The sequence below is a fragment of the Evansella sp. AB-P1 genome (assembly GCF_029688925.1).
Taxonomy (GTDB): Bacteria; Bacillota; Bacilli; order Bacillales; family Salisediminibacteriaceae; genus Evansella.
The window spans coordinates 1-12259 of record NZ_JARUKY010000029.1 but is presented as its reverse complement, the minus strand read 5'-3'; the positions used below and the strand labels follow the sequence as shown (position 1 = coordinate 12259).

At 36.2% G+C, this 12259-nt stretch carries 13 protein-coding genes; 2 read left to right on the top strand and 11 right to left on the bottom strand.

Annotation, left to right across the window (positions count from 1 at the left end; genetic code table 11):
• Positions 1-18 precede the first annotated feature (18 nt).
• From QA612_RS20930 to tlp, 4 genes are all read right to left on the bottom strand, one after another.
• Positions 19-903 carry a PHP domain-containing protein gene (locus QA612_RS20930; protein ID WP_278285782.1) on the bottom strand — a complete coding sequence of 295 codons (885 nt, stop codon included), beginning with the start codon at positions 901-903 and terminating at the stop codon, positions 19-21.
• Between the two features lie 2 nt (positions 904-905).
• The gene (nadE, locus tag QA612_RS20925; RefSeq protein ID WP_278285781.1) at positions 906-1733 is read right to left on the bottom strand and encodes an ammonia-dependent NAD(+) synthetase; all 828 of its coding nucleotides are present in this window, start codon (positions 1731-1733) and stop codon (positions 906-908) included.
• Positions 1734-1739: 6 nt separating this feature from the next.
• The gene (locus QA612_RS20920) at positions 1740-2051 is read right to left on the bottom strand and encodes a hypothetical protein (RefSeq protein WP_278285780.1); all 312 of its coding nucleotides are present in this window, start codon (positions 2049-2051) and stop codon (positions 1740-1742) included.
• Between the two features lie 178 nt (positions 2052-2229).
• Positions 2230-2457, bottom strand: coding sequence for a small acid-soluble spore protein Tlp (tlp, locus tag QA612_RS20915; RefSeq protein ID WP_278285779.1), 228 nt, complete (start codon positions 2455-2457; stop codon positions 2230-2232).
• A gap of 576 nt (positions 2458-3033) precedes the next feature.
• Between tlp and QA612_RS20910 the strand changes: the two genes are divergently transcribed.
• Positions 3034-4446, top strand: coding sequence for a PQQ-dependent sugar dehydrogenase (locus tag QA612_RS20910; RefSeq protein ID WP_278285778.1), 1413 nt, complete (start codon positions 3034-3036; stop codon positions 4444-4446).
• Positions 4443-4976 carry a hypothetical protein gene (locus tag QA612_RS20905; protein ID WP_278285777.1) on the top strand — a complete coding sequence of 178 codons (534 nt, stop codon included), beginning with the start codon at positions 4443-4445 and terminating at the stop codon, positions 4974-4976. The genes QA612_RS20910 and QA612_RS20905 overlap by 4 nt, the downstream gene beginning before the upstream one ends.
• Positions 4977-5023: 47 nt before the next feature.
• Here the strand turns inward: QA612_RS20905 and dacB are convergent, their stop codons facing one another.
• From dacB to QA612_RS20870, 7 genes are all read right to left on the bottom strand, one after another.
• Entirely contained in the window at positions 5024-6742 is a 1719-nt protein-coding gene (dacB, locus tag QA612_RS20900) for a D-alanyl-D-alanine carboxypeptidase/D-alanyl-D-alanine endopeptidase (RefSeq protein ID WP_278285776.1), read from the bottom strand.
• Positions 6743-6823: 81 nt separating this feature from the next.
• Positions 6824-7456: a lysozyme inhibitor LprI family protein gene (locus tag QA612_RS20895; RefSeq protein ID WP_278285775.1), complete on the bottom strand. Its 633-nt coding sequence runs from the start codon at positions 7454-7456 to the stop codon at positions 6824-6826.
• A 188-nt stretch (positions 7457-7644) separates the two neighbouring features.
• Positions 7645-7806 (bottom strand): hypothetical protein, encoded by a 162-nt coding sequence (locus QA612_RS20890; RefSeq protein ID WP_278285774.1) that lies wholly within the window; start codon positions 7804-7806, stop codon positions 7645-7647.
• A 172-nt stretch (positions 7807-7978) separates the two neighbouring features.
• Entirely contained in the window at positions 7979-8392 is a 414-nt protein-coding gene (locus tag QA612_RS20885) for an acyl-CoA thioesterase (protein ID WP_278285773.1), read from the bottom strand.
• A gap of 1 nt (position 8393) precedes the next feature.
• Positions 8394-10730 (bottom strand): AAA family ATPase, encoded by a 2337-nt coding sequence (locus QA612_RS20880; RefSeq protein WP_278285772.1) that lies wholly within the window; start codon positions 10728-10730, stop codon positions 8394-8396.
• 98 nt (positions 10731-10828) lie between these two features.
• A complete protein-coding gene (locus QA612_RS20875; RefSeq protein ID WP_278285771.1) occupies positions 10829-11047 on the bottom strand; it encodes a hypothetical protein in 219 nt (72 codons plus the stop codon).
• A gap of 112 nt (positions 11048-11159) precedes the next feature.
• The gene (locus tag QA612_RS20870) at positions 11160-12107 is read right to left on the bottom strand and encodes a DMT family transporter (RefSeq protein WP_347568889.1); all 948 of its coding nucleotides are present in this window, start codon (positions 12105-12107) and stop codon (positions 11160-11162) included.
• Between the last annotated feature and the right edge of the window lie 152 nt (positions 12108-12259).

Below are 12259 nucleotides of genomic sequence, written 5' to 3'. Positions count from 1 at the left end.
AGTGATTTTTAAAAAAAATTAGTTTTTATTCGTTATATAATCAAATAAATATTCCGCTTCTTCAAATGGAAGCTTTGTTTTTCCAATAATTTCTCCTTCTCTTCCAAAGGATTCATGATGGAAGTCTGATCCACCTGTCTTAAATATTCTCTTTCCTAATTTATATTCTGCTTCTGATGCTAATGCATAAAATCGTTCTATAGCATCTTTATCATGGTCACGATGATAAACCTCTATACCGTCTAAACCATCTTCTACTACCCATCGCAAAATGTCTTCATCAATCGAATAAAAGATAGGATGGGCTACAACTGCAATTCCACCTGCTTGATGAATTAATTGAATAGCTTGTTGAGGAGTCATTTCTTCTTCCTTCACCTCATAGCAAGGTTTACCAGGGGTTAAATAAAGGTTAAATGCTTCTTTAATATTAGGGACAATCTGGTGATTCACCATTACTTGAGCTAAATGAGGTCTTGATAACGTATCTCCTTTTGCCTCCTTCTCTACGTCTTTTAAATGAATTGGCATCCCAATCTCTTGGCATTTTTCTATCATCCGAACCATACGTTCTCGCCGCATTTGTAGTTGATGAGATAACTTGTTTAAAAGTATTTCATTTCGCGAGTCGATACCATAGCCTAAAATATCAACACTTTTCCCTTTAAATCTTGTAGATAATTCAATACCTGTAATAAATTTAATACCATGTTTTTCTACTATTTCTTTTGCTACCTGTACTCCTGAAGTAGTGTCGTGATCTGTTAAAGCAACAATTTCTAGCTTTCCATTAATACACTTTTTCATAAGTTCCTCTGGTGGATAACCTCCATCTGAAGCTGTTGAGTGCATGTGTAAATCAGCCAAGCTTTGTTTTTTATGAGTTGTATTGTTTTCTTGCAAAATTACTGCCACCACCGATCATAAAGTGTAACAGGAAGCTGACGTTTATGCTCTGTTTGTACATAATGCTTTTCTATTTTCAACTTAGCCTCTTCTATAATTTCTTTCCCTTCGAGGTAATCATCTATTTGATCATATGTTACTCCTAATGCATCTTCGTCTGCTAGAGCAGGACGATTATCTTCTAGGTCTGCAGTTGGTGCTTTCGTATATAAAAATTCGGGTCCATTAAGCTCCTTTAATAATAGTTTTCCTTGTCGTTTATTTAATCCAAATAGTGGTGTAATATCACAGGCACCATCACCAAACTTCGTATAAAATCCAGTAATAGCTTCTGCTGCATGGTCTGTTCCAACGACTAAACAACGATAATGAGCGGCAACATCATATTGTACTTTCATTCGTTCTCTTGCCTTTGTGTTCCCTTTTACAAAATCAGATAAAGTTTCCCCCGTAGATTCATGAAATTGATCGTACGCTGCATCTACAGCTGATTTAATATTTACAGTTAAACGATTATAGGGCTGTATAAAATCCACAGCTTCTTGTGCTTCCTCTTCGTCAGCTTGTACTCCATATGGCAGTCTCATTCCGAAGAATGTATAACGTTCAGTACTTTCCTCTTCGTTTAACTCCTCCATAGCAAGCTGAATAAGCTTTCCAGCTAAAGTAGAATCTTGTCCCCCTGAAATTCCAAGTACATAACCATTTAACCCTGATTTCTTCAAATATGCTTTTAGTAGTTGAACACGATCACGAATTTCTTGTTTAGGATCAATCTCAGGCTTTACTTTTAAAGCTGCAATAATTTGTTTTTGCAAATCAATCAAGATCTCTCATCCTTTCATTCGTCTTTCAAGCTTTAACAGTTGATCATATTTATTTTCTTTCATTAAAATTTCTCTCTGTCTTTCACCTAGCAAATCAAAGTGTGGGAAGAGCTCTCGTTCATGTATCCATTCTGCCTTCAATCCATGCTTCATTCCCCATTGAATTAACGTGTCTTTGTTTGAACACCCTGCTTTTGTAACCGTTCGATAATGAGGAAATCTTGCATCGTACCAAAAATGGGTTATAAAAGCCACTTCTCCATTTATTGCTTTACTTTTCCATTCATCTAAGTCTCGTTTCGTAATGCCAAATGCCATTTTACACTCCTTTCCCTTCTATTATAACAACTAAGTATAGTATCATTTCAATGAAAACATATTGAATGTGAAGTAATATGACAAAGTATTTCTTAAAACAAATTTTTAAAATAAAGAGAAGACCCAATTTCTCATAATTGGGTCTTTTTTCAATAACTATACTATTTATAAAGAATGATTAAATGCGACCATTTTCGCGATCTTCTTTTTCGTCAGCAATCTCTGCTTTAAAGCTTTCAATGCTCTCTTGACGACGTTCATTTTTATCTTCAATAGCATTCTTCTCAGGTGCTGTTAAGTGCTCATTGTCCATAGTTTCTTCAGCTGCTTCTATATTCTCCTTCGTGTTTTCTACCATCTTTTGTAATCGTTCTACATTATCTTTTCGGTTATCTGGTTTTGCCATTTCCTAAGGACCTCCTTCATAAAATTTACACATGTAGTATGTACAAAAGAATTACATTTATGCTCATTCACGAGAAGGAATATATTATTTTAGGGTAGACCACTGATGCAAGTGGAATTTGCACCATGGAGGATGAAAATATTCATCAAGTTGGTTCATCCGTTACTGGTGAACGCTTTCCACGGGCAATGCTTCAGCCTCCACACTTCGCACTAACGTGCCGAATTGTCGGGTCTTCTGCTATTGCTTTTCCCGTTGGAGTCGTCACCTTTCACTACTGAACCTGTGTATTTTCAGGGTAGACCGCCCATGCAAGTGGAAATTGCATAAAATCTTTTCTACACGGTTCATTTTATCCTAGTTCAATCTCCCTCTTTCTCTCTCATGCTCCGTCGTTGAACCTATTAGGATCGGCTATTTTAAGGATATCCCCCATTCAAGTAAAAATTGAACCAATCATCTCCACAAATGAAAGCACCGGAAAAGCCCCTTCGATTCATCCTTAATTTAGGTGCTATTGGCAACGTACCATTCATATTTATCTATGAGGAAAGTAGGAAAAGGGGGAGAAATGAGGTGAAGAAAGTGAAAGTGAATTTACAACCTATTATTAGTAATATAAATTTACCCACTGTTTTGAAAACGGCTTTGATTCCTGGAGATTCGTCCGAAAGCTTATTTGTTGCAACCCAGGTAGGCGAAGTTTTGTATGTTAAAAACGGGGTTGCAAGAACATTTTTAGATATTCGCCATCAAGTGATACAACTAGGCTCTAATGGCGGATATGATGAACGTGGATTGGTAGGCTTGGCTTTTCATCCCGATTTTTCTCATAATGGTCTGTTCTATCTTCATTATTCCGTAGCTAGTACGCAAGGTCCTGGTGCTTTATCAGATTCCTTTAAGCCTGATCCTTGTGATCCAACCACGTTAACCCTGAGGTGGACCAACAGAGAAACGAAATTTGACCATATTGATACGGTGGAAGAATGGTTGCTTTCAGCGAATAGGAAGCCAAAAAAACGACGGACACTCCTTAACTTAAGAAGGCCATTCTCAAATCACAACGGAGTAAATAGCTTAAACTTTTCACCTGAGACAGGAAAACTAGTATTAACGACTGGAGATGGGGGATCTGGATTTGATCCTTTTAATTTAAGTCAAGATCTCATGGAAATAGCCGGAAAAATCATTGAAATCGATGTAGATAAAAATACATTTATTGATGATCCCCCGGCAGTCTCACGTTTTAATGAACTCCCTGCATCTTTTCAAGAAACCCTTACAGTTATTGTCATCGGCTTTCGTAATGGTCCTGGTATTTCTTTTCAGCGGTTGAACAATCAATACATCAAATATGTGGGCAATGTAGGTCAAGAGCTGGTAGAGTCGATTTTTTCTTTTGCCAATTATAAGCCAATAGCCGTTACGGAAATTGTACAAGAAAACTTGAGGAAGTCTGAACCTGATCAGAAAGATTTGATCAACTTGGGTTGGCGAGGCTGGGAAGGAGATTTTCCTTCTCCGATTCTAAGGGAATGTTCTGGAAAACCTGATTTGGATGAGAAAATTATTGCCTTTTACAATGACGCAGTGATTACTTCAACGAAACGGATACGACCAATCATTAATTATTTTCATCAAGACACTCGTCCAGATAAATTTCAGGGAACGGCACTAACAGGCGTGCAAGCTTATATGGGGAATAGAATTTCCCAAATGAAAGGAAGTGTTGTGTTTACCGATTTTGCTCGAAGGGAAGAATCTAAGGATCCAACTAGAGGGGGTCTTGCTTATACAAAGGTAAGGATGGATGGTCAACCAAATGATTTTTATGTCATTGACACTGCTTATGATTTTGGCTCTGAAGACGCTTATTATGTAAGTTTAGGAACAGATCGGAATCAAATGAGATTATTTTTGGGAGCTTATGGTTCTTCGAAAGTAACTGATTATAAAAAAGGTACTGTTTTTGAAATTGTGCCATGAAAAAAATGAGTAGAGCAAGATTTGTCAGTGTTGGGAGTATGTTAACAGCAATTGCTGTCATCTTCCAGTCAGCACCTGTTTTTTTACCTGTCGTCGGGTTCGCTTTCAGTCCATTAAGTACTCTGCCGATTGCATTAGCTGCTTTTTTAAATATTTCACTTGGAATTGTTGTTTATGTAGCTACCGCGTTTATCCTGACTTTCATTTATATACAAGAAGCAATCATTCTCATTTTTACCACCGGTCTTCTTGGCCTTACAATTGGAATATTCCTTTATAGGAAAGGTTTGTTCGCTTCGATCTTTTTTTCTAGTATATTATTATCTTTAGGAATGCTAATGTTAACGTATTTCGTAGGTATTGCGGTGTTTGGTACCATGACACCCTTAGCACGAATCCCGTTAACTTTATTAATCTTTTACTTCTTTTCCCTTATTTATGCAAGCATTTGGAGTATATATCTTAAAAAAATTATCAATAACCTTATCAGAATCAAAGCTTTTGGAAATATCTTATCAAAAGTTTCCTAGTCCCCCAGCTTATTAAAGATTTATTATACGTGGGGGACTAGAATCATTCATTGACCCTCTCGAGAATATTCAGCTAACTTTACCACTATGTTATCGATAATTGAAATCGCGTTATTGTGAAAGTAATTATTTAAGATGATGGAAAACATTAATTCCTCATCGTCTTGTGTCGTAACAAAGCCAGATAATGAGTTTTTAGATGTAAGCGTTCCTGTTTTTCCACGAACATTACCTTCTGCCGCTGTTCCACCCATTCGATAGCCTAATGTACCACCAACTAGACGATTGCTAACCCCTGCAATAGGAAAGGAATCATAGAATAAATCGTACCATTCTTCCTCCTTTACATAATACAAAAGCTTTGTCATCTCTTCTGGTGGAATAGCGTTCAAATGAGACATTCCAGATCCATCTCTTAAGTGGATGCCATTCATGTTAAGTCCTGCATTGCGTAGATACGCTTCCACTACTTGGAGGCCTGCATCCCAGCTCCCTTCATCATAAACCACCTTCCCCATTGTTTTCGTTAAAATCTCCCCAATAGAATTATTACTAAGCTTCATATAAGAATGGAAGAGATCTTCTAATGGAACGGAAATACGATTGGCAAGTTCTTGTGCACCGGATGGAGTATCTCCAAGCCTCGGTTCACCTTCTACGTTTATACCATTTTCCTGAAGAGCTTTATAAAACAGTTGCAAAACTAGCTCCGTTGGTTCCCAAACAGATACCCAGTTTCTGTAAACGGTTGCATTCTGAGCCAGTGTACCATTAAATATTAGAACATTGTTTCCATGCTCCCGATCCCATTCAATATAGCTTGTGCCACCAGAAGCAACTGTTTCCACATTATTAATGACCTTAACATAATCAGTCGCAGGATAAATCGTGATTGCAGCGGCTTCACCTACATTAGCTCCTGGTCTTACTTCTGCCATAACGGACCCTGCATCATAATCTCGATTGGGAGAAAGGGTCAAGGCAGAAACCTGTGCTCCATAGACGTTTTTCTGGTTTGCCCATGAAAGGTCAATGGATAGTCTCACATCATCAAAATACGTGTCATCAGCAACTACATCCCCGCTAATCGTTGTTATTCCTAAGTTTGCGATTTCTTCCGCTAGTCGTTGATAATCCTCTGGCAACATTGTAGGGTCACCAGTCCCTTTTAGATATATGTCCCCAGCTAACACATTACCAATCTGTTCTGAAACAGTATAAACTCCTGTATTAAAGGTGAAATCTCTTCCTAACGTATCAAGAGCTGCTGCACCAACGAGTATTTTTTGACCAGATGCAGGAACGGCACTTTTATCTCCATGATAGGAATAGATCTCCTCTCCTACTTCCGATCGAATATGTACTGCTGCCAACGCATGATCTAAACGTTCGTCTTGTAAAAAATGATCCAGTTGCTCTTTCAATGTATAATCCGTATTAACTGGAAATACTACTTCCTGCAAATAGTCCTCTTCAACAGGTACTTCATCTAGCTTATTTTCTTCTATAATTAATTCCTCTTCCTCCATTAATTCTTCATTTTCTTCCCCTATTGGAGGAGTCTCTAATTCTGTGTCAGATGTATACTCCGAATCAATTTCAGAAACAGTCTCCTTGCTAAGGGTTGTTGTTAAATAATAGACAGATATTGCGCTTAGAATTAGTAATACGAATACGAACCATATGGGTATTTTTCTTTTGAAAAAAATTGCTCTCACCTCCCTTAATTCGAATAATAATAGTGAAGGAACTTCTCCTGTTGACACCTGATACTCCCACACCTATAAGGAGATAGGTTTTCTCGTTTAGGAATTTCTGTAAAACATATCTTTCATTACGTTAAAAGGTTATTTCATATAATTTGCAACTAATTCATAACATCTTTCTCTTGTTAGACTCGCTTGCGTGGCAACATATTCTAAAGATTCCGTGGACCCACCTTTATATTTTAAGGATAATTCTTTTGCTTCTTGATCTCTGTATGATATCCAGTTTCGTTGTTTTTCTCGGAGCTGATTCATCTCTTCTCTACTAAGTTGTTCTTGCAGTACTGCATAAATTTGGTTCAATTCCTCATCCCACTTGTTATATCTCTCGAACTCTTGCTCCTCTAATTCTGCAATTGTTGTTCCAACTTCTCCATTTCGATCCGCTTCTTCCATTTCGTTAAGTTTCTTGAGGTATTCTTCCTTCAGACTTCCTGTAGTATTAGCATCAGTTGACGAACCTTCTTCTTTAACAGGATCATCGTTTGATTTGCTCTCTACTTTATTATTGTCTGTATCCATTGTGTCGATGTTTGAGGTAATATCTGTCGAATCTGCTTTAGAAGAGCTGTAAGCCGTGTCGATAGGAGTATTGTTTTTTTGTGATAGGTTGTCCAACTCCGTACTTGAATCCGTTGCATTTGCACACCCTCCTAATAAAATAACTATAACTAAGGTATTTGCTGCTAATAAAAGCATTCTATTATTTTTCAAAAGTAGCCCTCCTATTGTATTGAAAATCAGCAATAAATTCAGCATCTAAATCGCGAAACACGGGCTGCATCAATTACAGCCCGTATTTCCATTAATACTTTCCCATTAGATCAACTAGAAATGCAGCATGTACTAGTTTTTGTTGCCAGTCCAACATATTAAATAACTACTCCATTTAAATCAAATTTTTATGTATACCACCAAATAAGAAATCCTACAAGAAATAGTAGAGCAATAATAGACCAGTACTTTACTATCTTCCATCCTTTTTCTTTCTCTTGATTCGAGGCATAAATGCCAACTCCAATTCCAAACAATAATATAAGGATAAATATTATTCGTATATCCATTTTCATCTCCCATCAGTATAATGTATTGGTAGAACATAAAAACACATGCACATTCCAAAATAGCATGTGTTTTGTACTGTAATTTGCTTAGAGACCATTCTCAATAAATGCGTGAGGTGTATACATTAACTGTAGTAGAAGTATTTTTAAAGAACTGCTTTTATTTTCAGAATCACTGATTTTTTTCATACGCCTCATGCATTTCTGGAAAGTGTTTTTTTAATGAAATCGGTTTAAAATTTTCCTTTTTCACACAAACATGCTCACTTGTTCCTGATAAACACTTTGTTCCTGCTTCATTATAAACTTCATAACCGTATGTGACCCGTATTCCATTATACGATTCAATCCATGTATGAATCGTCACTGTTTCCCCATATTTAGCTGGCGAATGGTAATTCATTTGAAGGCTCGTTACTGGAGATAACACACCTGTTTTTTCCAATTCTGCATAACGGTAGCCCATATCCTCTAATAGCTTCGTCCGACCAATTTCACACCAAACTAAATAGTTAGAGTGATAGACAACTCCCATTTGATCTGTTTCTGCATATCGAACTGGAATTAATTCTTTTGAGATAAGCATCTTATTCTTCCCCTTTTATGATGTTTATGAAATCTTCTTTTTCTAATTTCATTAACGTATCTTCATCCACTACATCTTTTGAAACAAGTCGATATGCTTGTTTCTGAATTGCCACTTCAACAACATCTTTCATTTTTCGTCCATTACCAGAAGGCTTGTGATCTTTAATCATTTCTGTAATAAATTGAACAGCTTCTTCCGTCACGTTGTAGCCAAGCTTTTCCACATAGTATAAGAGAATCTGTATCATTTCTTCTGAAGTATAAGAAGGAAATTCTATTACTTTTTTAAAACGACTTTGTAGTCCTGGGTTACTTTCCATTAACGGATCTATGGACTCAGGGTAGCCTGCTAAAATAACAACTAAATTCTCATTATGCTTCGTCATTTCCTCCACTAATGTATCAATGGCTTCTTTTCCGAAATCACCATTTCCCTTTGAAAAAAGAGAGTAAGCCTCATCAATAAATAATACGCCTCCTAATGCTTCACGTACCTTCTTTTTCGTTTTTATGGCAGTTTGTCCAACATACCCTGCTACTAGATCACTTCTACCAGCCACAATAAGGTGACCTCGTTTTAACAGTCCAAGCTCGTTTAATATTTTACTATAAATTGAGGCTACTGTTGTTTTCCCAGTACCTGGTGGTCCCGTAAATATAGCGTGCAACTGTATTGGTACTTGAGGAAGCCCCTTTTCCTGCCTAGCTTTTTGTATTTTAACAAAGGAAGCAAGCATCTTCACCTGTTCTTTCACTTTTTCTAATCCAATGAGCTCATTAAGCTCCTCTTCACTTGATTTACTATTCTCTACTTTGTCAGATAATTGAAAAGCAGACTTGTCTAATACTGCAAAATCCTCATTTGAGTATGATTTTGATTTGCCTATTTGACTACCTTTTTGAAAAATTGCCTCAAGGATAATATTTTTTACTGTTCTAGCATTTCCAAAGCTTTCGTCTACACGAAACTTCTCTATTTTTTCCTTTAAAGCCTTCATGGCATCAGCTGTCATTGTAAAATCATTATCAAGGGCTACTTGCTCCCCAATTTCCATTAGTTCATCAATAGAGTAATCTGATAAATGAATATGGTTACTTTCTGGGAATCGACTTCTTAAGCCAGGGTTACTCCATAAAAATGATCTCATTTCTTCAGGATATCCAGCTAATATAACAGCGAATTTCCCAGCGTATTCACCACTTGTCATGGCTGCAACAATCGTATCAATAGCAGTTTGTCCATAGTCGGTTCCCGTAGCACTATCCCGTTTCAGGCTATAAGCTTCGTCGATGAATAAAACTCCACCTACAGCTTCTTTAATTACATTGATCGTTTTCTCTTCCGTCTGACCAACGTAAGCACCAACTAAATGGGAACGATCTACTTCATATACCGTTTCCCGTGGTAAAACACCTAAATCAAAATAAATTCTTGCTAGAAGTCTTGCTAGTTCTGTTTTTCCAGTCCCTGGATTTCCTGTTAAAATCATATTTAAAGACTGTTCATCTTGAAATTTATAGCCTTGTTTTCTCCGTTCCTTTTCGTATATTAAATAGTGATAATAGTTATATACTTTCTCCTTTACTTCCGATAATCCTACAAGAGAATTTAACTGCTTTAATCCATCCATCTCTTTTTCTGGTTCAATGGCTTCCTTCCATCTATCCCATTGTATTGCCAAATCTCTTAATTGATCTAATGCTTCGTGAAAAACTTCAAGCTTTTCTTTTGACGAGTATATTCCTGAAATTGATTCTCTATATTCATTTGAAGCATGCTTTGCTTCATTAATGATACGCTTAACTTTTGACAAAATTTCATTTCCATTTATTGCTTCCTTTACTCGTTCAGCCTTTCCCATCTTACTAGCAGATAACTCATATTGTTCCATACGATGGAGCAACTGATTAACAATATTTTCTCCTTCTGACAAAAGGATGTTCACAACGTTAATCGTTTTCTTTTTTCCTTGACTATGGTCAGTTTCACGTATTTTAGGAATATCCTCTGAAAAAATTGGTGTTGATAGGAAATAAGAGGATAAAAATAGTACCACTTCATTGACATAAGTATTATCTTGGCACAAGCCATAAGCTTCAGCTAGTCTAGTTTCTGCTTTTTCATCAATACTTTGCTTACGATTAAACCTAGCAGCGGCTCCCATAGCAAGTATTATTGCTTTATTTTCTTTGAATTCTCCATGTTCTTCCCCTTTTGATTCAAGGTCGTTTAATGTGCGCAAAATATCTGGTTCTTTTAATTTATGAAAAGGAAGCTGTGTCCATTGTTCAATTTGATCTGATATCCCTTTGATCGTTGATTTTTCTTGATTCATAACTGAACCTCACTTTCTCTATATATTGTAGCAAAGGTCATATGTAAAAGAAAAATAGAAAGGTGCCAAAAAGGCATGAACTCTCCCTTTTGACACCTTTATAAACGAATTGTCCGTAAATATTTGTCTATTTCCTTTAAAAATACGTCTTTGTTCTTCACGCTTTTATGACTTTTCCTTTTCAGCGCTTCGTAAATCAATTCCAATTCCTCTTTCAATCCATCAACACGAAAACCTTGATCGATATACCCCTTTACACGCATATAATAGGATATTAGTTCTTCCTCGGAGAGTTGATCGTATTCTTGATAAGACATAGAACTCCCCCCTCATTATAAAGGATTGTCTTTCATGTATATTATTCACATAAAAAATTATGCGTGATTAAATCGCCTAAGAAATCTAAATAAACAACTATTTTTATTCAATTTAAATAGCATTTGCTTCCTTTTCAGATGGTTCAGGTGCTACAGTAACTTTCTTTCTTTTCGTCCAAGTACCATACGTAACGCCAGATAATACAAAGATGGCTCCTAAAATGTGTACTGGTAAAAGTGGTTCACCAAGTAAGAAAATTGCCAATATAACAGCCGAAAGTGGCATAAGGTTAATAAAAATAGATGCTTTTGCTGCACCAATCGTTCGAATTCCTTGATAATACATAATAAAGCTTATAACAGAAACGACAATACTCATGTGAAGAATGGATGCCCAAGTTAAGGGTGTTGCATGTATAATTTGAGATGTACTCGTTTCTGCAAGGGCAAATGGAAATAATATAATCGTTCCAAAAACAATAGCGTATGTTGTACTAACTAATGAGCTAAAACGCTGTAAAGCTACCTTCCCTAACACACTATAAAGTGCCCAGCAAACAACTGCAACTAATAGAACAATGTCTATCGGTTGGAATCCTGCACGAAAGACATGTATAAATTGTCCTTCTGTAATAATAATTGCTGCCCCTGTGAGGGCTAAACAAAGTCCAAAAATATTTCGAACCGTTATTTTTTCCTTTAAAAAAAGGGCTGATAGTAAAATGATCAAAACAGGGTTTGATGCAATAAAAAGAGAACTTTTCACAATTGGCGCTTCTTTTGCTGCAATAAAAAAGCAAATATTGTAGAGAGCAATTCCTGTTAAACCAAGAGAAACAAATAACAACCACTCTTTTCCTTTAGGTCTTCGGTGCTTTTTTTCTTTTATTAACATGATTGGAATTAAAATAATAGCAGCAAAGAAAAATCGTAAAAAAGCTACTGTTATTGGTTCAAAATCTCTCGTTGCATAGTTTCCTGCTATAAAAGCACTTCCCCAACTACTGGTTGCAAGTGCCAACATAACATATATGATCCATGGGTGTCTTTTTATCATCATTTCTCCTACCTTCACTTAATCACTGTTAATAATAACTGATAGAAAAACCATTGAAATAATAATACTTATAAACAGTGAATTGTTTCGTTATTCGAAATATACACGATATAAGAAAAGATTTCTATAGTTAATTTATAGAACTCGAGATATAC